This is a genomic window from Nonomuraea terrae (assembly GCF_004348995.1).
GTDB lineage: Bacteria > Actinomycetota > Actinomycetes > Streptosporangiales > Streptosporangiaceae > Nonomuraea > Nonomuraea terrae.
On record NZ_SMKQ01000036.1, the window covers coordinates 24,051 to 42,638 of the forward strand.

General features: G+C 73.1%; 21 protein-coding genes. 12 read left to right on the top strand and 9 right to left on the bottom strand.

Annotation, left to right across the window (positions count from 1 at the left end; translation table 11 throughout):
* The first annotated feature begins 2 nt into the window (after positions 1–2).
* The 4 genes from E1286_RS15040 to E1286_RS15055 are packed head-to-tail and all read left to right on the top strand — an operon-like array spanning position 3 to position 3,245.
* On the top strand, positions 3–443 hold the full coding sequence (locus tag E1286_RS15040; RefSeq protein ID WP_132612850.1) for a DUF5304 family protein: 441 nt from the start codon (positions 3–5) through the stop codon (positions 441–443).
* Between the two features lie 14 nt (positions 444–457).
* Complete coding sequence (locus E1286_RS15045; protein ID WP_132612852.1) at positions 458–1,390, top strand: ROK family glucokinase; 933 nt, start codon at positions 458–460, stop codon at positions 1,388–1,390.
* Between the two features lie 12 nt (positions 1,391–1,402).
* On the top strand, positions 1,403–2,098 hold the full coding sequence (locus tag E1286_RS15050) for an endonuclease/exonuclease/phosphatase family protein (RefSeq protein WP_132612854.1): 696 nt from the start codon (positions 1,403–1,405) through the stop codon (positions 2,096–2,098).
* Between the two features lie 37 nt (positions 2,099–2,135).
* Positions 2,136–3,245, top strand: a complete 1,110-nt coding sequence (locus E1286_RS15055; RefSeq protein WP_246074874.1) for a hypothetical protein — start codon at positions 2,136–2,138, stop codon at positions 3,243–3,245.
* A 4-nt stretch (positions 3,246–3,249) separates the two neighbouring features.
* Here E1286_RS15055 and E1286_RS15060 read toward each other — a convergent pair whose 3' ends face one another.
* On the bottom strand, positions 3,250–3,747 hold the full coding sequence (locus tag E1286_RS15060) for a hypothetical protein (RefSeq protein WP_132612856.1): 498 nt from the start codon (positions 3,745–3,747) through the stop codon (positions 3,250–3,252).
* A gap of 46 nt (positions 3,748–3,793) precedes the next feature.
* Positions 3,794–4,552, bottom strand: a complete 759-nt coding sequence (locus E1286_RS15065; protein ID WP_132612858.1) for an alpha/beta hydrolase — start codon at positions 4,550–4,552, stop codon at positions 3,794–3,796.
* Between the two features lie 117 nt (positions 4,553–4,669).
* Between E1286_RS15065 and E1286_RS15070 the strand changes: the two genes are divergently transcribed.
* The gene (locus E1286_RS15070; RefSeq protein WP_425464757.1) at positions 4,670–5,419 is read left to right on the top strand and encodes a lysophospholipid acyltransferase family protein; all 750 of its coding nucleotides are present in this window, start codon (positions 4,670–4,672) and stop codon (positions 5,417–5,419) included.
* Between the two features lie 3 nt (positions 5,420–5,422).
* On the opposite strand, the gene E1286_RS15075 is transcribed toward E1286_RS15070, so the two are convergent.
* Positions 5,423–5,881, bottom strand: a complete 459-nt coding sequence (locus E1286_RS15075) for a MarR family winged helix-turn-helix transcriptional regulator (protein ID WP_132612860.1) — start codon at positions 5,879–5,881, stop codon at positions 5,423–5,425.
* An 83-nt stretch (positions 5,882–5,964) separates the two neighbouring features.
* Here E1286_RS15075 and E1286_RS15080 point away from each other — a divergent pair, with 83 nt between their 5' ends.
* Entirely contained in the window at positions 5,965–6,393 is a 429-nt protein-coding gene (locus E1286_RS15080; protein WP_132612862.1) for a DoxX family protein, read from the top strand.
* Positions 6,394–6,405: 12 nt separating this feature from the next.
* Here the strand turns inward: E1286_RS15080 and mmuM are convergent, their stop codons facing one another.
* Positions 6,406–7,272: a homocysteine S-methyltransferase gene (gene mmuM, locus E1286_RS15085; RefSeq protein WP_132612864.1), complete on the bottom strand. Its 867-nt coding sequence runs from the start codon at positions 7,270–7,272 to the stop codon at positions 6,406–6,408.
* 44 nt (positions 7,273–7,316) lie between these two features.
* Positions 7,317–7,976 carry a Crp/Fnr family transcriptional regulator gene (locus E1286_RS15090; RefSeq protein WP_132612866.1) on the bottom strand — a complete coding sequence of 220 codons (660 nt, stop codon included), beginning with the start codon at positions 7,974–7,976 and terminating at the stop codon, positions 7,317–7,319.
* Positions 7,977–8,050: 74 nt separating this feature from the next.
* Here E1286_RS15090 and E1286_RS15095 point away from each other — a divergent pair, with 74 nt between their 5' ends.
* Entirely contained in the window at positions 8,051–8,314 is a 264-nt protein-coding gene (locus E1286_RS15095; protein ID WP_132612868.1) for a YciI family protein, read from the top strand.
* Between the two features lie 10 nt (positions 8,315–8,324).
* On the opposite strand, the gene E1286_RS15100 is transcribed toward E1286_RS15095, so the two are convergent.
* Both E1286_RS15100 and E1286_RS49210 read right to left on the bottom strand, forming a co-directional pair.
* Positions 8,325–10,730 (bottom strand): VIT domain-containing protein, encoded by a 2,406-nt coding sequence (locus E1286_RS15100; protein ID WP_132612870.1) that lies wholly within the window; start codon positions 10,728–10,730, stop codon positions 8,325–8,327.
* Complete coding sequence (locus E1286_RS49210) at positions 10,727–11,554, bottom strand: helix-turn-helix domain-containing protein (protein WP_223189967.1); 828 nt, start codon at positions 11,552–11,554, stop codon at positions 10,727–10,729. Before E1286_RS49210 ends, E1286_RS15100 begins: the two co-directional genes overlap by 4 nt.
* Before the next feature lie 111 nt (positions 11,555–11,665).
* On the opposite strand from E1286_RS49210, the gene E1286_RS15110 reads away from it, so the two are divergent.
* The 4 genes from E1286_RS15110 to E1286_RS15125 all read left to right on the top strand — a co-directional run bounded on the left by E1286_RS15110 (position 11,666) and on the right by E1286_RS15125 (position 14,825).
* Positions 11,666–12,133 carry a Dps family protein gene (locus E1286_RS15110; RefSeq protein ID WP_132612872.1) on the top strand — a complete coding sequence of 156 codons (468 nt, stop codon included), beginning with the start codon at positions 11,666–11,668 and terminating at the stop codon, positions 12,131–12,133.
* Between the two features lie 189 nt (positions 12,134–12,322).
* A complete protein-coding gene (locus E1286_RS15115; protein WP_132612874.1) occupies positions 12,323–12,979 on the top strand; it encodes a TIGR04282 family arsenosugar biosynthesis glycosyltransferase in 657 nt (218 codons plus the stop codon).
* Positions 12,976–13,602, top strand: coding sequence for a class I SAM-dependent methyltransferase (locus E1286_RS15120; protein WP_132612876.1), 627 nt, complete (start codon positions 12,976–12,978; stop codon positions 13,600–13,602). The genes E1286_RS15115 and E1286_RS15120 overlap by 4 nt, the downstream gene beginning before the upstream one ends.
* 200 nt (positions 13,603–13,802) lie before the next feature.
* Positions 13,803–14,825, top strand: a complete 1,023-nt coding sequence (locus tag E1286_RS15125) for an alkaline phosphatase PhoX (protein WP_132612878.1) — start codon at positions 13,803–13,805, stop codon at positions 14,823–14,825.
* 32 nt (positions 14,826–14,857) lie between these two features.
* On the opposite strand, the gene E1286_RS15130 is transcribed toward E1286_RS15125, so the two are convergent.
* Positions 14,858–15,451 (bottom strand): TetR/AcrR family transcriptional regulator, encoded by a 594-nt coding sequence (locus E1286_RS15130; protein ID WP_132612880.1) that lies wholly within the window; start codon positions 15,449–15,451, stop codon positions 14,858–14,860.
* A 124-nt stretch (positions 15,452–15,575) separates the two neighbouring features.
* Here E1286_RS15130 and E1286_RS15135 point away from each other — a divergent pair, with 124 nt between their 5' ends.
* Positions 15,576–17,750 carry an MMPL family transporter gene (locus E1286_RS15135; RefSeq protein ID WP_132612882.1) on the top strand — a complete coding sequence of 725 codons (2,175 nt, stop codon included), beginning with the start codon at positions 15,576–15,578 and terminating at the stop codon, positions 17,748–17,750.
* On the opposite strand, the gene E1286_RS15140 is transcribed toward E1286_RS15135, so the two are convergent.
* Positions 17,707–18,567, bottom strand: a complete 861-nt coding sequence (locus E1286_RS15140; RefSeq protein ID WP_246074875.1) for a bifunctional helix-turn-helix transcriptional regulator/GNAT family N-acetyltransferase — start codon at positions 18,565–18,567, stop codon at positions 17,707–17,709. The two genes, E1286_RS15135 and E1286_RS15140, sit on opposite strands and share 44 nt — an antisense overlap.
* Positions 18,568–18,588 lie beyond the last annotated feature (21 nt).

The following is an 18,588-nucleotide window of genomic DNA, read 5'->3' on the forward strand; positions in this document are numbered from 1 at the left end:
ACATGACCGAGAGCAACGACAGAGACCCCATCGGCACCGTCGCCGACGAGGCACGCAAACTGTTCGAATCGATTCAGGGGCGGGCCACCCGCCAGGTCGGCAGGAGCGTGGTCAACTCGTTCACCGACTCCTTCACCGGAGGCGGCCGGCGTGAGCGCGACGTGTGGGAGGAGGCGGTCTCCGACACCCACGACGAGTACGTCTGCCGGGCCTGCCCCCTCTGCCGTGCGATCGCCGCGCAGCGCGAGTCGGGCAACGACGTGACGGGCCACCTCGTGGCCGCGGGCGGTGAGCTGTTCGCGGCGTTCCGCGGCGCGCTCGACGCGCTGAACAAGCCCGCCCCCCGCAGGTCGGCCGGCGAGCGCGACAGCGACGGCCACAGTGACGGTCACGGCGACGGTCACAGCGACCGCGACAACGTGGAACGCATAGATCTGGGATAGAGGAGACACGGGGCATGCTCACGATCGGTGTCGACATCGGCGGGACGAAGGTGGCCGCCGGCGTGGTCGACGACAACGGCGAGATCGTCGAACACACGCGCAGGCCCACCGCCGCCGACCGTCCCGACCTGGTGGCGGAGACGGTGGCCGACGTCGTTCGCGAGCTGTCCGCCGGCAGGGACATCGAGGCCGTCGGGGTGGGCGCGGCCGGGTTCGTCGACGAGACCCGGTCGATGGTGCGCTTCGCCCCCAACCTCGCCTGGCGCGAGGAGCCGCTGCAGAAGAAGATCAGCGGCCTCGTGGGCCTGCCCGTCGTGATCGAGAACGACGCCAACGCCATGGCCTGGGGCGAGACCCGGTTCGGCGCCGGGCGGGGGCAGTCTCACGTGATCTGCCTGACACTCGGCACCGGCATCGGCGGCGGCCTGGTCTTCGACGGCGCCCTCTACCGCGGGCGCTGGGGCATGGGCGCCGAGCTGGGCCACATGCAGGTGCTTCCCGGCGGCCGCCCGTGCGGCTGCGGCAACGTCGGCTGCTGGGAGCAGTACGCCAGCGGCCAGGCCCTGGTCAAGGAGGCCAGGGAGATCGCCGCCGCCGACCCCGGCCGCGCCCGCACGCTGCTCGGCCTGGCCGGCGGCAAGATCGAGGGCGAGGAGGTCACCGAGGCCGCGCAGCGCGGCGACGAGGCCTCGCTGGCCGCGTTCGACGTCTTCGCCGACTGGCTCGGGCAGGGCATGGCCGATCTGGCGGCCATCCTCGACCCCGGCTGCTTCATCATCGGCGGTGGCGTCTCCAGGGCCGCCGACCTGTTCCTCGACCGGGCCAGAAGGGCCTTCGCCGAACGGCTCACCGGCCGCGGCCACCGCCCGCTGGCCGACATCCGGCTGGCCGAGCTGGGCGCCTCCGCCGGCATGGTGGGCGCCGCCGACCTCGCCCGCCGGCGTTAGGGCCCGCCGTACGTGACGATCAGGGTCGCGACCTACAACCTGCACGGGATGCGCGACAGCGTGCCCGCGCTCACCAGGGTCATCACCGCCATGCGCGCCGACGTGCTGTGCGTGCAGGAGGCGCCCAGGTTCGGCCGCTGGCGGGCCAGGCGCGCGGCGCTGGCCGCGGCGGCGGGCCTGGCGGTGGCGACGCCGGGCCGGGTGGGCGGCGTGGCCGTGCTGACCGGGCGGCGAGCCCGCGTGGTGCACGCCGAGAGCCACCGGCTGCGCGGCTTCCTCGGGCTGGAGCGGCGCGGGATGGCCGTCGCCGTGGTGCAGGCGGGCGGGACGCGCCTGGCGGTCGGCTCACTCCACCTCGACCTCAGCGACCCGGCCAGGATGCACCACGCCGCCGAGGCGGTGGCGCTGATGGAACGCGTGTCCGCCCGGTTCGGCGCGGCCATCGTGCTCGCCGGCGACCTCAACGAGCAGCCGCACCAGCCGGCCTGGCGCTATCTCGCCACCCGGCTGGCCGACTGCTACGCCGCGGCGCCCAAGGGCGACGGTCCGACCTTCTCCGCCCGGCGGCCGTCCGTACGGATCGACGGGGTGTTCGCCGCCCGCGAGGCGCGGGTCGTGTCCTGCGGGGGAGTGGACGCGGAGATCGCCGACCTCGGCGCGGCCAGTGACCATCTCCCGGTCGTGGCAGAGTTGCGACTTGGGCACTAAAGGGCAAGAGGGGCCGGTCAGCCCGTAGCATTTGTTCATGACCCGTCGCTCTCAGCGGCGTGCGCTCTCCTTGATCTTGGCGACGTTCGTGGCCTCGACGCAGGTCACGCCCGCCGCGCATGCCGATCCCCGCCCGCGCTCGATCGAGGCGTGGCAGCAGTCGACCAGCGTGCGCCTCCAGGCCGACGGCTCATTGTCCGACGTGCTCGCGCTCTCCTCAAGCGATGTGTGGGCGGTCGGCCAGCAGGAGATCTGGGACGTCTGGAAGACTCGCGGCGCCATCCGCCACTGGAACGGCAGCAGATGGGCGGAGGTGGGCATGCGCGACGACACCTCCGCCGGAAACCTGCGCGGGCTGGCCGCCGCCTCGCCGTCACAGGTGTGGGCGGTCGGCGACGGCCACGACGGCCTGCCGTACATCGCCCACGGCAACCCGGCCGGCTTCGACCGCGTCCGGCCGCAGGGGCTGCGCGCCGGAGACTGGCTGGGCGGCGTCGACGCCAAACCCGGCCGCGTCGTCGCGGTCGGCGGCCGCGAGCGCAACGGGCTCGTCCTCACCGGCGACGGCACCACCTGGACGGTGCAGGAGACCAAGGAGAAGGGCACCCTCTACGCGGTCGACGGGGGCTTCGCCGTCGGCGACACCGGCACCGAGCCGCTGATCGTCCACCAGTCCGGCGGCTCGTGGAAGGCGATGGAGGTGCCGTCCATCCGCGGCGGCTACCTGCGCGACGTGCAGGTCGACAGCGCCAAGCGGGCGATGGCCGTCGGCGGCGTCTACCACGGGCCCGGCGACATCGAGCCGCTCGTGCTCACCTGGAACGGCAAGCGCTGGCGTGAGCTGCGGCTGCCCGGCTCCGAGGCGAGGCTCTACGGCGTGACCGGCGACGGCAAGGGCCGTTACTGGATCACCGGCTACGACCCGGCGCGGGCGGCCGAGCCGTTCCTGCTGCGCTGCGAGAAGGACGAGTGCGCCGCCATCCGCGGGGGCGCCCAGGACGGCCGGAGCAGCGTGCGACTGCAGGCGGTGACGTACCTGCCGGGCAAGGGCACGGTGTGGGCCGTCGGGCACCAGGTCGACGAGGACGACCGTTACACCGACGTCGTCGAGTCGTTCGCGCCGAAGACCCCCACCGCGAAGTCCTGACCTTCTAGACGACGGCGCCGTCGTCCCAGCCGGAGTCGTTGGGCGGGCCGTCGCCCATGCGCACCACCAGCGCCACGAACCCGCCGATGAACGCCGCCACTGCCGTGAACAGCGCCCAGCCCTCGATGCGCCAGCCCGCCAGCGCCGCGACCAGCAGGTAGGCCGGGCCGCCGAACAGAGCCACCCATGCCACCTTGGTCGGCAGGTCGACCTTGGGCAGCGGAGGCGGCGGCGGGGGCTCGAAGTGGCCCTCGTCGGCCTCGTCGGTCTCGTCGGCGTCGTTCTCGTCGTCCGTGTCGTCGGTCCGGACGGCCTCGAGATCATCGACGAGCGGGTCGTCGTCGAGGCGTTCCTCCGAGGGTTTGACGACCCGGCGGGTCGGTTCCGCCGGGAGGTTCTCGCTGTCCGGCCATGGCTGGTCGGCCGAGTCGCGCTCGGCTGTGTCGTTGAAGGACGCGACGATCTGCCGCCAGACCTCGTCCTCGTCACTCTGGGGCGTCACCTAGATGGGCCTCTCCGCAGCGATCGCGACTTCCCCCCGGGGGCGATCAGTCCCTCTGCAAGGGTACCGAGGCATGTGTCCGGATGAAGTCGAGGCTACCGGCAAAGATCCTGTGGGCATCGTTGTCCAGCGTCGCAACATGGTAGCTATCGGTAAGCTCCTCGATCGTGGCCTGCGGGACCTTCTCGCGGATGATCGCGACACTCGTGGGCTTGACCACGTGGTCCTCGACGCTGTGGAAGACCAGCAGCGGTTGTCTCACCTTCGCCAGGTCGGCCTGCACCAGGGACCACAGCCCCGGCAACGAGGCGGCGGCCTTCACCGGGGTGCGGCTGTAGCCCAGCTCGGTCACGCCGGGCTTCTTGACGTCGTTGGCGACGCCGGCCACGGACGGCACGAACCACTTCAGCAGCGGAGCGAGCCTCAGCAGCGGCACGTCGTTGGCGATCGACGGGTTGACCACGATCAGGCCCCTGATGGCCGGGCCGTGCACCTCGGCCAGGCGCAGCGCCAGGCAGCCGCCCAGCGACAGCCCGCCCACGAACACCTCCGCGCAGCGCCCCCGCAGGTCCTCGTACGCCTTCTCCAGCTCGGCGTACCAGTCCTCCCACCGCGTGCGGTTCATCTCCTGCCACTTCGTGCCGTGACCCGGCTGGCGCGGCAGTGAGACGCTCAGCCCGTGAGCGGCCAGATACTCGCCCCACGGCCGCAGAGACTGGGGTGTGCCGGTGAACCCGTGACAGAGCAGCACACCGATCTCGCCCGCCTCGTGATGGTACGGTTCCGCGCCTGGCATGAGCGGCATAACAGCTCCTCCGTGCTGTTTCATTCCGGCGATTTCCTCCAGAACGGCCCGATCGTCGCATGTTCCGGGGTGTTTGTGCGAGAGCTGGTGTAGGAGCATCGCCGTCGAGATGGGAAGATGGCACTGCTCGCCCCCACTGCGCTGAGGAAGAGGTGCCAGGTGTTCTACTGGGTGGTCAAGGCCATCTTGGGGCCGTTCCTCCACCTTGTGTTCCGGCCGTGGACCGAGGGCGCGGACAATGTGCCCAAGCAGGGCCCAGCGATTCTGGCGGGCAACCATCTGTCGTTCGCCGACCATTTCTTCGGCCCATTGCAGATCCGGCGCAAGGTCATCTCCCTGGGCAAGGCCGACTATTTCACCGGCCGCGGCATCAAGGGTTTCTTCACCCGCCTGTTCTTCAGCGGCGTCGGCACCGTGCCCATCGACCGCTCCGGAGGCAAGGCCAGCGAGGCGGCGCTGCGTACGGGTCTGCGCGTCCTGCGTGAGGGTCACATCCTGGGCATCTACCCCGAAGGGACGCGTTCGCCCGACGGACGTCTCTACAAGGGCAAGACCGGCGTCGCCCGGCTCGCTCTGGAGGCGCGCGTCCCGGTGATCCCGTGGGCGATGATCGACACGTACGAGATGATGCCGCCCGGGCGCCCGTTGCCCAAGCTCGGCATCCGGCCGGGCGTGCGGTTCGGCAAGCCGCTCGACTTCTCCCGCTACTACGGCATGGAGGACGACCGGCTGGTGTTGCGCGCGGTGACCGACGAGATCATGTACGCGCTGATGGAGCTGTCGGGCCAGGAATACGTCGACAAGTACGCCGCCAGCGCCAAGGTGGAGATGGAGCGCGCGCGGCGCGCCGCGGCGACCGGAAGCTGACGGTCACCCCGACCGTAAGGCCTCTTCCGTCTTGCGCATGGCCGAGGTCATCGCGCGCAGCTCCTCGCGGCTGAGCCGGTCGATGAGGTATTCGCGCACGATCTCCAGATGACCCGGCGCCACCTTCTCCAGCAGCCGGGCGCCGGCCGGGGTGAGCACGGCCAGCACGCCGCGGTCGTCGGACGGGCACGTCGTCCGCTCCACCAGCCCGACCTCCTCCAGCCGGCCCACCTGATACGTCAACGCGCTCTTCGACGCCACGACGCCCTTGGCCAGCTCCGTCATGCGCAGTCGCCGCCCGGTGGCGCCGGCGAGCCGCACGAGGATCTCGTACTGCGGGTGGGTGAGGCCGGCGGAGGCCTTGAGCTGCTCCTCGATCCGGCGCTCCAGCAGGTGGGAGGTCGTCAGGAAGGCGCGCCACGCCGCCATCTCGGTCTGGTCGAGCCAACGGGGCTGCGTCATCCGGTCAGTCTACTTCTCGTTCAGATTTGAACGTTCACTGTTAGAGTTGCCGTTCAAATCTGAACAACCATCGAGGAGTCCGCATGGTCGACCAGGCGCGTCCCGTCGTCCTGCTGCTGGCCAGGATCGCCATCGGAGTGATCTTCCTGGTGCACGGCTACCACAAGTTCGCGACCACGGGGATCGGGGGCACGATCGAGTTCTTCCAGTCCGTCGGCATCCCGCTGGCCGCCCTCGCCGCCCCGGCCGTGGCCGTGCTGGAGGTGACCGGGGGTCTGGCGCTGATCCTGGGCGCGGCGCTGCCGCTCGCCGGCACGCTGCTGGCCCTCACGATGGCCGGCGCGATCGTCTTCGTGCACGCCCCCAACGGCTTCGGCGCCGAGGACGGCGGCTACGAGTTCGTCCTGGCGCTGGCCGCGGCCAGCCTCGCGGTCGGCTTCTCCGGCGGCGGCGCGTTCGCGCTCGACCGCGTGCTGGTGCGCCGCCGCGGCCCCGTCACCGCGACCGCCTGACTCCCGCGCCGGTCAGGACAGGTGGGCGCGGATCTGGCTGATGTGCTCCGGCGTCGTACGGCAGCAGCCGCCGATCAGCGACGCGCCCGCCTGCTGCCACTCCTTGGCGGCCTGGCCGAACTCCACCGGGTCGGTCAGGCCCAGCCAGCGCCGGTTTCCGGCGTCCCACGTCTCGCCCGAGTTGGGGTAGACCACCACGGGCAGCCCGCCCGACAGCGCGCCGATCAGCCCGGTCATGTGGCGCGGCGCCGTGCAGTTGGCGCCCACGGCCACCACGCGCGGATTGCCGCCGAACAGGGCGGCCGCCTCGCGGATGGGGGTGCCGTCGCTGATGTGCTCGCCGTCACGGCACGAGAAGCTCACCCACGCCTTCACCCCCGGCGTGCCCTCCAGCAGCCTGGCCAGCGCCCGCGCCTCGGCGTAGGACGGGATGGTCTCGCAGGCCAGCAGGTCGGGCTCGGCCGCGACGAGGATCTCCCAGCGCGGCAGGTGCCAGGCGTACAGGCCGTCCTCGTCGAGGTCGTAGTCGCCGGTGTACTCGGCGCCGTTGGCCAGGAAGGCGCCGTACGGGCCGACCGAGGCAGCCACCAGCCCCCGGCCCGCCTCGTCGCGGGCCTGCCCCGCCAGCTGCACCGACAACCTGATCAGCCGCTCGGCCTGCGCACCGTCGAGCCCGCGCCGCGCGAAGCCGGGCAGCGTGGCCTGGTAGCTCGCGGTCGTGGCCACGTCGGCGCCCGCCGCGAAGTAGGCGGCGTGCACGCGCCTGATCAGCTCGGGCTCCTCCAGCAGCAGCCGCGCCGACCACAGCTCGTCGCGCAGGTCGGCGCCGAGCCGTTCGAGCTGGGTGGCCAGCCCCCCGTCCAGGACAAGTGTCGTCACTTATCCAGGGTAAGAGCGTTCCAGCGCGCTTTCGTCCGTGCTCCTCACCCGGGGATGGCGGCGATACGGGTCAGAGCCGGACGATCCAGCACGATCACCTCGCCGGGGCCGATCGCGATGATCCCGCGGCGCTCGAACCCGCGCAGCGCCCGGTTGACGCTCACCCTCGTCGCGCCGATCTCGGCCCCCAGACCGGCCTGGCCGCCGTGGAGCGCGACCCGGCCGTCGGCGCACCCGCGTACCAGCCAGGAGGCCACCCGCGCGGGCACGTCGCGGACCGCCGCGTCGAGCAGCCGCTCGTCCAGGTCGCGCACGGTGGCGGCCAGCGTGCGCAGCAACCGCGCCGCCACGGACGGCTCCGCCTCGACCAGCTCCAGCACGGCCGCCCGCGGCAGATAGGCGACCCGCACGGCCGTCATGGCCGTCCGCGTGGCCCGGTGAGGGCCGTCCACGAGGAGGGCCGTCTTGTCGAACGCCACCGGCGCCTCCTCCACGGCGAGCACCACCTCCCTGCCCTCGGCGCTCACCCTGGCGGCCTTCACCCGCCCCGCGAGCAGCACGACGAGCTGGTCGGCCGGGTCGCCCTCGGTGCACAGGACCTGCCCGGCCGGGTAGTGCCGCCACCGTGCCAGGCTCGCCAGCGCGCCCATCCGCTCCTCGGTGAGCGCGGCGAACATCGGCAGGTCGGCCAGTGCGAATGTCATGTATCCCGCTATACACCACCCGCGTGCCCCGCGATGCTGAGCCCGGCGGGCGCCGGGGCCTAGCGTGCGGTGCCATGGCGAGATACGTGTTGCACCTGGCCTTCGACGGCGACCCCCGGCGGCTGGCAGCCCGCCCCGCGCACCGCGACCACCTGCGGCGGCTGAAGGAGGAGGGACGGCTGCTCACCGCCGGGCCCTGGGCGGACGACAGCGGAGCCCTGCACGTCTACGAGGTGGCGGACGAGGCAGAGCTCCGCGACATCCTGCGCGAGGACCCGTACACGGCGGTGGACGGCTACGAGATCGTGCTCCTGAAGGAGTGGACCCCGATCCTGTAGCCACCGCCGCTCATGTGCGCTTCCAGAAGGGCGCGCGCGGTCCGCCGCCGGGGGCGCCCGGTCCGCCGGAGGCGCCGCCGCCTGGGGCGGGCGGCCGCTCGTCGCTCGCCAGCCTGGTCAGGACGGCGACGGCGTGGTCGTGGAGGGCTCGCGCGTTCGCGCCGGGGCGTTCGGCGGCCTCCAGGTCGCGGGCCAGGCGCTCCAGGTCCTCGTTCCCGCCGAGGTAGGCCGCCAGAGCGGCCAGGCGGGTGCCGAGGTCGGCCAGGTACAGCAGGTCGGGCGCCGGGAGGGCCCGCAGGCGGTCCAGCTCGGCGACGAGCTGGGGCCTGACCGACTCCGGGCGGTGCCCGCCGCGGCCACGCCGGCGACCCGGCGCGGGCGCCGGGGAGATCGGCGGCTGACCCGGCGGGTACCGCCGCACACCGGCGTCCGGCCCGCCGAAGCCGGGAACGGACACGTCACCGCCACCGGCGAGGAACTCCGGCCGGGCGGAGCCGAGGCCAGGACGCGGCAGCCCCATGCGCGAGGCGGCCTGCGGTGCGGCGGTGGGCCCGGCGGTGGGCCCGGCGGTGGGCGCGGCGGCCAGCATCGCGCCGAACCCGCCCGCCATCGGCGCCTGCGGCATCTCCCACCCGCTCGGCGGCTCGACCGGCTGGATCACGCGGTGCTCCGGCTCGCCGCCGGCGACCTCGCGGGTGTCCACCGCCACGTACGCGGTGAAGCGGCACAACACGCCGTGCTCCAGGGACGTCCGCACGATCCTGGACTCCAGATCGTGCTCGCCCATGGCGTACCGGTCCTCCAGCTCCCGCAGGTGGGCGCGGGCCCAGACGGCGCGCAGGGCCGGGGTGTCCACGGTCACGCCCTGGACGTGCTCCTCCCACGGCCCGCCGGCCGCCATCCCGCGCACGGTGACGGTGGAGCCCTCGCGGCAACGCCCGTACACCCGCAGGGGGACGCCAGGGAAGATCGAGCCGAGATGCGTGACCGTCTCCGGCTCGACGTCGAGACCCTTCAGCGACAGGTCGGTGACCAGGGGAGCGCCGATCCGGCGGTGGATGTGATCCATCGCGGCGTCCAGCCGGTCCTCCGACTCGACCAGCTCGCATCGGCCCGCGCCCAGCCCGGCCAGCCGGCCGAGGAATCCGGCGTTCACCGCCCGGTCGATGCCGACGGTGTGCACCCGCATCGCCGACAGCGCGCCGCCGGCCTGCTCCAGGATCTGGTCCTCGTTGCCCACCTGGCCGTCGGTCACCAGCACCACGACGCGTTCGCGTTCGCCCTGCGCGCCGAGCAGCGCCACGGCCTGGCGCAGCGGCGTGAGCAGCTCGGTGCCGCCGCGGGCGTCGACCCGCGACAGGTGCTCGACCGCGCGGTAACGGTTGCGGTCGGACGCCTCCACCAGCCCCTCGAACGCCTGCTCCACCACGGAGTCGAAGGTCAGCACCGCGAACCTGTCCTGCGGCGTCAGCGTGTCGACGATACGCGCGGCGGCCCGGCGGGCGCAGACCATCTTCCAGCCGCTCATGCTGCCGGAACGGTCGAGCACCAGCACCAGGTCGCGGGGCGTCCGCTGGGTCTGCAGCGGCGGCGGGAGCAGGGTCAGCGCGAACGTGCCCCGCCCGTCGAGCTGCAGCGACGTGGACGCGTCGAACGTCAGCCGCAGGATGAAGTCGCGGTCGAGCCGCTCGCCGGGGCGCAGCCGTACGGTGCCGCCCTCCTCCTCCACGACGTGCAGGCTGGAGGCCAGCTCGCGCAGTTCCAGGCCGGCGGCGTCCACGTCGGCGCTCAGCGACAGCCGGACCGGGTCAGGGAAGCCGGGCAGCAGCACGGGCGGGCTGATCCTGGAGGCGTCGGGCACCGCGTCGGTGTCGGGGGCCGTGCCGTCGCCGGCCGGCTCGCCGTCGACCGGGCTGCCCGGGATGTAACGCGGGGCCACGACCAGCGGGAAGCGGAACGTGGCCGCGCCGTCCTCGTACGGGAGCGGCTGGCTCATGGTGAGGCGGACCGAGACGCGCTCGCCCGGCAGGATGTTGCCCACCCGGATCGTGAACACGTCGGGCCGGTCCTCCTCGGCGATGGCGGCCCGTTTCCCCTCGCGCAGCGCCCGGTCGTAGTCCTGCCTGGCCTGGCCGCGTTCCTTGAGCACGCCCTCGACCACCCGGTCGTCGGCCTCCATCCGGAACCCGGTCACGGCCGCCCGGTCGGGCAGCGGGAAGACGTACGTGGCCTCCAGCGTGACGTCGAACGGGTTCGTGAAGTCCTGCGTGACCTCGACCCCGGCGACGAGCCCGGAGATGGCGGCGTGCACGTCGACGCTTTCGAGCGGCAGGTTGCCGCGGCCCGTCCGCAGCGCGCCGAACCCGGCGTCGGGCACCGGCAGGCACCGTGCGGGCTCCAGCGAAGTGATGTTCATAGGAGTTTCCTCTCTTCGAGCACCGCGAGCAGCGGCCCGGCCGCCGCCAGCACCGCCTGTACGTCTTCCTCGGACAGGGCCCGGGCCGTGTCCAGCACGATCCGCACCCGTTCGCCCAGCCTGATCCCGGTGACCGTCTGCCCGGCGCCGGTCGGGCGGTGGGCCGGGACTGTGGCGGAGCGCGGCGGACGCCAGGCGTCCCCGGCCCGGGCCGGGGCACGGCGGGTCTTGAGCGCGTCCGGCGCCGTGCTCGCCGCAGGGGTGCCCGCCGCAGGGGTGCCCGCCGTGGGGGCGCGTGGAGCGGGGCGAGTCTCCGGGCGTTCGGCCCAGAAGCGGCCGCGGGACTGGCCGTCACCGGCAGGACCCTCCGCGGCGCCGCCGGTGGGTGGCGGGCCGAGCGGAGAGCTCGCGGACGGCGCGCGCCCGGGTGACGGTGAGACGGCCGGCCGGGCCTGGTCCGTGAGGGCCGGCGGGGCCTGGTCCGTGAGGGCCGGCGGGCCCTGGTCCGGGAGGGGGAGCCGGGCCGCGGTCTCCAGCATGCGGTCGGTCGCGCCGGCCAGGGCGGTCTGGATCTCGGCGATCGAGTGGCCGGCCGCCTGCAGGCGCTTCACGGCCACGAGTTGCAGCAGGTGACGGCGGCCGTAGCGGGCGACCCGGCCGCGCCGGGCGAGCGGCGGGTCGACCAGGCCGATCGTCGTGTACCACCGGATCAGCCGCTCGCCGGGCACGTCGCGGACCCGGCCGCTGGCGGGCGGGGGAGCGTCGGAGCGCAGCGCGCGCGCCGCGTGCTCGGCCAGCTCGCCGATGGTCCAGGTGTCGCTCATACCTTCACGATGACACTGTCACTATTACAGTGTCAATGATGCAGTCGGAAGAACGCCCTTCCCGATTTCGTTGTCACTAGGGAAAGTCCGACCGACGGGGAGGAACTACTCATGGCTACGATCACCGGCCCGCTTTCGGGTGATGCCAGGAACACCGTCGCGGAAGTACTCCAGGGCACGCTGGTCGACCTCATTGATCTGTCTCTGGTCGCCAAGCAGGCTCACTGGAACCTCATAGGTTCCCACTTCCGCCCGATCCATCTCCAACTCGACGAACTGACCGACCTCGCCCGGCAGCACATGGACGCCATCGCGGAGCGCGCCGTCGCCATCGGCGTCAACCCCGACGGCCGCTCCGCCACCGTCGCCCGTTCCACCAAGCTGGCGCAGCCGGACGGCGGCTGGATCGAGGACGGCAAGGTCGTGGCGACCGTCACCGACATCCTCGACGGCATCAGCAAGCGCATGTACGAGCGCATCCGCGCTGTCGATGAGCCCGACCCGGTCACCCAGGACCTGCTGATCGCGGTGGCCCAGGACATCGACAAGCAGCACTGGATGTTCCAGGCACAGCACTGACAGGCCCAGCACAGGCATCGCCGAAGGGCGGTGCCGGTGGTGCGCCGCGGGAGGCCCGGGCCGAGCGCCCGGGCTTTCGCCTGCCGCAGGCGAATCTGCCGGAACGTCGTGCTGGTGTGCTCGGGCCCGCGCATGCCGTAAGCGGCACGTAAGAGGTGACCGGCCCTTGCCGATCTAGCGTGCGGGTCTATGAGCAACACGCAGATCGTCGTGCTCGCCAAGCGGCCGCGCCCCGGTTTCGTGAAGACCCGGCTGACGCCGCCGTACACGCCGGAGGAGGCGGCCGAGCTGGCCGCCTGCGCGCTGCGCGACACCCTGGACGCCGTCGCCGCCACCCCCGCCGCCGCCCGCGTGCTCGCCGTCGACGACGTACCCGGCTTCCACGCCGACCCCCGCTTCGGCGGCGGTGCCGGCTTCACGGTGATCGGGCAGCGGGGTGGCGGGCTGGATGAGCGTCTGGCCGGGGCGTTCGGCGACGCGTACGCCCGCTGCCCCGTCCCCGTGCTCCTCGTCGGTATGGACACTCCGCAGGTGACCCCCGAGCTGCTCTCCCGGGCCGCGGCGGCGCTGGACGGGTGCGACGCCGTCTTCGGGCCGGCCGCCGACGGCGGGTTCTGGCTGCTCGGCCTGCGCCGCGCCGACCCCGCCCGGCTGCTCGGCGTCCCCATGTCCCGGCCCGACACCGGTGCGGCCCAGTTGCGCCGCCTGGACGGACTGTCCGTCGCCACGCTGCCCGTGCTCACCGACGTGGACGACGCCGCCTCCGCCCGCGAGGTCGCCGCCCGCGCCCCGCGCACCCGCTTCGCCGCCGCCCTCGCCCGCCTCGCCGCCGGGGCCACCCGGTGATCGGCGAGCTGTACGCCGACTCCCTGACCGGAGCCGAGACCGACATCGAGTACGAGGACGGTCGCCGCCGCCCGCTCCACGCCACGCGCTGGCTCGAACCCATCGACGGCGACGAGGTCATGCTGTCGCGCTGCTCGGGCCCCACCCTCGACGTCGGCTCGGGGCCCGGCCGGCTGACGGTCGCGCTCGCCCGGCGCGGTGTGGTGGCGCTCGGCATCGACGTCACCCCGCACGCCGTCCGGCTGACCAGGCTCGCGGGCGGCATGGCCCTGTGCCGGGACGTCTTCGGGCCCGTACCGGGGGCGGGTCGCTGGACGACCGCGCTGCTGGCCGACGGCAACATCGGCATCGGCGGCGACCCGCCCGCGCTCCTGCGCCGCATGCGCGAGCTCGTCCGGCCGGGCGGCGAGGTGATCGCCGAGCTCGCCCCTCCAGGCGCCCCCACCCGTGCCGAACGGGTGCGCCTGCGCCGCGGCACGGTCACCGGCCCCTGGTTCCGCTGGGCCGACGTGTCGGTCTCGGACGTGTCGCGTCTCGCCCACGACACCGGCTTCACGGTGACGACCTGCGACGAGGCGTCCGGCCGCTGGTTCGCCTGCCTCCGACGGACCCACCGAGCCTGAACGGGCCGCCCGATGCCGCGCCGCCATGCGGCAGGTCCGAAGAAAGGGGGAGCGCTCGGCGGGTCAGGGCATCCGCGGGCTGCACCCTGCGTGGGTGAGCGGGTGCGGCGGGGTGGGGTTTGCGCAGAGTTTGGTGTCGCGAGTCTCTGCCATTCATGTCCGTGCGGTCGACTAGCGTGGCATCCAGAGGGAGGCCCACGATGTCCCACAAGACTCTCCTCCGCACGGGCCCGCTCGTGCCGGGCGGCGTCAGCCCGTACGGCCCGATCGGCCTGCCGGGCGAGGGCGGTCTCGCGCTGCCCCCGCACTTCACCGGCCGGGTCGTGGCCCGTTCGGGCGCCAAGCTGGCCGGTCTGACCTGGCACGCGGCCCCCGACGGCGGCGCCTGTTTCCCCGACGGGAGCGGCTGGATCTACGTGTCCAACTCCGAGCTCCCCCTGCTCGGAGGCGCCTCGGCCGTGCGTTTTCGCGCCGACGGCGGCATCGCCGACGCCTACCGCATCCTGTCCGGCACCGACCTCAACGGCGCCGGCGGGGCCACGCCGTGGAACACCTGGCTGTCGTGCGAGCTCGGCCACCGCGGCCGCGTCTTCGAATGCGACCCGTACGGCGCCCGTGCCGCCCGCCCCCGCCTGGCCATGGGTCGCTTCAAGCACGAGGCCGCCGCCTGCGACCCCGAGCGGGGCGTGATCTACATGACCGAGGACGAGCCCGACGGCTGTTTCTACCGGTTCCGGCCCGGCGACTGGGGCGACCTGACGGAGGGCACGCTGGAGGTGCTGTGCTCCTCGGGCCGCTGGCGGCCGGTGCCGTCACCGGCCGCGCTCCTGAAGGAGGCCCGCCACCAGGTCGAGGACGCCCGCCACTTCGACCGCGGCAACGGCTGCCACTACGCGGGTGGCGTCTGCCACTTCACCACGAGGGGCGACTGCGGCCTGTGGGCGTACGACGCCGAGGCGGGCACGCTGGAGCGGCTCGGCGGGGGCGTGCGCGCCATCACCGCCGCCCCCTCGGGCGACCTGTACGCGGCCGGCACCGGCACCCGGATCGACCTCATCGCCCCGGACCGCGCGGTGACCCAGTTCCTGCGGCTGGAGGGTCACGACGGGGCCGAGCTGACGGGCCTGGCGTTCTCGCCGCGCGGCGACCGTCTCTACTTCTCGCTCAGGAGCGGCCGGACCGAGGGCCTGACCTTCGAGGTCTCAGGACCGTTCCGCGCCTGACGGCGAGGTTCCGGGCCCGGTCCGCGCGGGTCTCAGCCGAGGTAGCGCACCAGCAGGTGCTTCAGCTCGGCCACCAGCTCGGCCGAGCGTTGCGGCGGTGACGAGGTGACCATCGGCATCACCGCCTTCACCATGGCCAGCGCCATGGTCCCCATGAGCCGGGCGCGTTCCTCGGGCAGCCCGGGGGAGCGGCGCCGCAGCATGTCCGCGATCCGCAGCGCGACGTCGTCGTGCAGCCGCTGCGACGCCGCGGCGAACCGGTCGCCCGTCGCCGTGCCGTACAGCAGCGACCAGTACGCCGGCGACTCGCTCTTGAACCGCACGCTCTCGTCCACCAGCTGTCCGACCAGCGCCTCCAGCGGGATGCCGGGGGTGACGGCGGCCAGCCGCGCGGACCAGTACTCGGCCCGGTCGACGGTGTAGCGGGCCACCAGCCCGTCCAGGATCTCCTCCTTGTTCCGGAAGAACTGGTACAGCGTCCCCGGCGACACCCCCGCCCGCGCGGCGACCTGGTTGGTCGTCATGTCCGGATAGCCGAGCTCGGCGATCACCGCTTCGGCGGCGTCGAGGATCTCGGCCATGCGCTTCAGGCCGCGCGCCTGCCGGCGGACCGTGCGTTCAGTCATGCGTCCCTCGTTGACAAATGCGAGCTTTAACTTGTATTTCTGAAGGCCTACAAACACGAGTAGTTTACCGATTTTTCGGGAGTTCCCCCATGAAGAGCGTGATGACCAGGACGGTGGCGGCGCGATGGCGGTGAACACCCGCACCCGGCCGCCCGGCCCGGCGACCGCCGGCCCGCCCCTGCGCCGGCTCGGGTTCCTCCTCGTCCGCCACCGCAGGCTCGTCCTGTCCTTGGCCCTGGCCCTGCTGGTCGCCGCCGGCGTGTCAGCGGCCGGGGCGGTGCCGCGGCTGTCCCTGGCCAGGTTCGAGGCCCCGGGCTCGGAGTCGGACCGCGCGCAGGCCGAGCTGCAGGCCCGCTTCGGCACCGGCAGCCCCGACATGATCTTCCTGGTGACCGCCAGGACCGGCACTGTCGACGATCCCGCGATCGAGGCGGCGGGCCGCGAGCTGACCGCCCGCGTCGCCCGCGCGGACGGCGTCGCCGAGGCCGCCTCCTACTGGACCCGCGGCCGGCCCGTCACCCTGCGCAGCGAGGACGGCCGGCACGCGCTCATCCTCGTCCGCGTCCCCGGAGACGCCGACCACGTGCGCGCCGGCGTCCTGCCCCGGCTCGTCCCCGAGATCACCGAGGGCACCGAGCTGCTCCAGGTGCGGGCCGGGGGAGGGGAGGAGGTCTTCCGCGAGACCGTGCCCCTGTCGCGGCAGGACTTCGTCCGCGCCGAGCTGATCATCTTCCCGCTGGCGTTCGTGCTGCTCTGGCTCTACCAGCGGCGCGTCATGGCCGCGCTGGTGCCGATCCTGGCCGGCGTGTACGCCATGGTGATCGGCCTGGCGCTGCTGGCCGGCGTGCTGGCGTTCGCCGAGATCTCGACCTTCGCCCTCAACCTGACCCTGGCCATGGGCCTCGGTCTCGGCATCGACTACTGCCTGTTCGTCGTCCATCGCTTCCGCGAGGAGGTCCGGCGCGGCGCCGACCGGGCGGCGGCGGTCGCCGGTGCCGTCGAGCACGCGGGCAGGACCGTGCTGTTCAGCGGGCTCACCGTGGCGGCCTCACTCGCGGTGCTGTTCGTGCTGCCCTTCGACTTCCTGCGCTCCTTCGCGTACGCGGGCGTCGCCGTGGTCATCGGCGGCCTGGTCGCGGCGGTCCTCGTGCTGCCCGCCGTGCTCGCCTCGATCGGCGGCACGATGCTGCCCGGGCGCGAGCGGCCCGAGCGCGAGAACGGCCTCTGGCACGGCCTGGCCACCCGGGTGATGCGCCGGCCGCTGGTGTCCGGGGGCGTGGCCACGGCGCTGCTGCTGGTGCTCGCCTCGCCGTTCCTCGGCCTGCGCTTCGGCGTGGCCGACGACCGCGTCCTGCCGCCGCAGGCGTCGTCGCGGCAGACCCAGGAGGTGATCCGGCAGACGTTCCCCGCCGAGGAGACCGACGCCATCCAGCTCGTCTCGCGGGACGCCGTGACCGCCGACGTCACCTCGTACGCCACTGCCCTGTCGAGGCTGCCCGGCGTCGCCCAGGTGGACACGGCGGAGGGCTCGTTCGCCGGCGGCGCGCGCATGGGCGGCGGCGACCCCGCGAGGTTCCGGGGCGACGGCACGTGGTTGTCCGTGGTGCCCTCCGCCGCCGCCCTCGCCGACGACCCCGTCCGCCTGGTCGGGGCCGTACGCGCGGTCGAGCCGCCGTTCCCGGTGCTGGTCGGCGGCTACCCGGCCGAGCTGGCCGACTACCGCGCCTCCGTGGTCGACCGGCTCCCGCTGGTGATCGGGCTCATGCTCGTCATCACGTTCGCGGTGCTGTACGTCATGACGAGGAGCGTGCTCATCCCGCTCAAGGCGACCCTGCTGAACGTCCTCAGCCTCGCCGTCATGTCCGGCGTCCTCGTCTGGGTCTTCCAGGACGGCAACCTGTCGGGCCTGCTCGGTTTCACCGCGACGGGCACGCTCGACCCCAGCATCCCGATCCTCATGCTCTGCGTCGCCTACGGACTGTCCATGGACTACGAGGTCTTCCTGCTCTCCCGCATCAAGGAGGAGTACGACAGGACCGGCGACACCGAGCGGGCGGTCGCCGCCGGGCTGCAGCGCGGCGCGCCGCTGATCACCGCTGCGGGCGGCATCCTGGCGCTCACGTTCGCCGCGTACGCCACGGCGGAGGTGATGTTCGTGCAGATGCTGGGCGTCGGCATGGCGGTGGCCGTGCTGGTGGACGCCACGGTGATCAGGGCGGTGCTGGTGCCGAGCCTCATGCGCCTGGCGGGTCCGCTCAACTGGTGGCCGAAAGGTCGCGCGACCACACCTGGTCGGTGACCTCGACGCCGTTCTCGACGCCCTTCTCCTCCGACTCCAGCGTGAACCCGGCCGCCTGGTAGATGCGCCGCGCGCTCACCAGGCTGTCGCGTGTCCACAGGGTGATGCGCTTGCAGCCCATGGCGCGGGCGTGGCGCAGGCACTCGTCGACGAGCCGCCGCCCGATGCCATGGCCGCGGGCGGACGGCTCGACCAGCAGCATCCGCAGCTTGGCCGTCGTGTCGTCCTGCCGCACGCAGAACACGCAGCCGGCGCGTTCGCCGTCGACCTCGGCGATCCAGCCGGCGTCGCGCGAGAGGTCCAGCTCGCCGACGATGCGGGCGACGAGCTGCTCGAAGTCGATACCCCAGCCGTACTCGGAGCTGTAGAGCTCGCCGTGGCGGAAGACCACCCAGCCGAGATCGCCAGGACGCGACGGCCTGATCACCACCGCCTCCTGCTTCTCCTCCGCGCCGAGCAGCCGCCTGATCGCCGCCATGCTGGAGACCAGCCGCTCCTGGTCGGGCCCGGGCAGCCCGGCCAGCAGCCGGTCGATCTCCTCGCTCTGGCGCCGGTCCAGCCCGGCGAAGACCTCGGCACCCGCCGGGGTGAGCTTGACGAGCTGCCGGCGCGCGTCGGCAGCCGACCGCTCCCGGGCGACCAGCCCGTCGCCCTCGAAGCGGGTGAGGATGCGGCTGAGGTAGCCCGCGTCCAGGCCGAGCAGCCCGCGCAGCTCGCCGGTCTCCATCGAGCCGGTCCGGGCCAGCTCGAAGAGCACCCTCACCTCGGTCAGTGAGTACGGGGAGTCGAGCATCCCCGTCTGGAGCGCGCCGATCACTTTCGTATAGAACCGGTTGAA

What these genes read in the sequence shown, in the direction of transcription:
- E1286_RS15040 (WP_132612850.1), top strand. Translation starts at nt 3, where the DNA reads ATGACCGAGAGCAACGACAGAGACCCCATCGGCACCGTCGCCGACGAG.
- E1286_RS15045 (WP_132612852.1), top strand. Translation starts at nt 458, where the DNA reads ATGCTCACGATCGGTGTCGACATCGGCGGGACGAAGGTGGCCGCCGGC.
- E1286_RS15055 (WP_246074874.1), top strand. Translation starts at nt 2,136, where the DNA reads ATGACCCGTCGCTCTCAGCGGCGTGCGCTCTCCTTGATCTTGGCGACG.
- E1286_RS15065 (WP_132612858.1), bottom strand. Translation starts at nt 4,552, where the DNA reads ATGCCGCTCATGCCAGGCGCGGAACCGTACCATCACGAGGCGGGCGAG.
- E1286_RS15070 (WP_425464757.1), top strand. Translation starts at nt 4,670, where the DNA reads ATGGCACTGCTCGCCCCCACTGCGCTGAGGAAGAGGTGCCAGGTGTTC.
- E1286_RS15075 (WP_132612860.1), bottom strand. Translation starts at nt 5,881, where the DNA reads ATGACGCAGCCCCGTTGGCTCGACCAGACCGAGATGGCGGCGTGGCGC.
- E1286_RS15080 (WP_132612862.1), top strand. Translation starts at nt 5,965, where the DNA reads ATGGTCGACCAGGCGCGTCCCGTCGTCCTGCTGCTGGCCAGGATCGCC.
- E1286_RS15090 (WP_132612866.1), bottom strand. Translation starts at nt 7,976, where the DNA reads ATGACATTCGCACTGGCCGACCTGCCGATGTTCGCCGCGCTCACCGAG.
- E1286_RS15095 (WP_132612868.1), top strand. Translation starts at nt 8,051, where the DNA reads ATGGCGAGATACGTGTTGCACCTGGCCTTCGACGGCGACCCCCGGCGG.
- E1286_RS15100 (WP_132612870.1), bottom strand. Translation starts at nt 10,730, where the DNA reads ATGAACATCACTTCGCTGGAGCCCGCACGGTGCCTGCCGGTGCCCGAC.
- E1286_RS49210 (WP_223189967.1), bottom strand. Translation starts at nt 11,554, where the DNA reads ATGAGCGACACCTGGACCATCGGCGAGCTGGCCGAGCACGCGGCGCGC.
- E1286_RS15110 (WP_132612872.1), top strand. Translation starts at nt 11,666, where the DNA reads ATGGCTACGATCACCGGCCCGCTTTCGGGTGATGCCAGGAACACCGTC.
- E1286_RS15115 (WP_132612874.1), top strand. Translation starts at nt 12,323, where the DNA reads ATGAGCAACACGCAGATCGTCGTGCTCGCCAAGCGGCCGCGCCCCGGT.
- E1286_RS15125 (WP_132612878.1), top strand. Translation starts at nt 13,803, where the DNA reads ATGTCCCACAAGACTCTCCTCCGCACGGGCCCGCTCGTGCCGGGCGGC.
- E1286_RS15130 (WP_132612880.1), bottom strand. Translation starts at nt 15,451, where the DNA reads ATGACTGAACGCACGGTCCGCCGGCAGGCGCGCGGCCTGAAGCGCATG.
- E1286_RS15135 (WP_132612882.1), top strand. Translation starts at nt 15,576, where the DNA reads ATGGCGGTGAACACCCGCACCCGGCCGCCCGGCCCGGCGACCGCCGGC.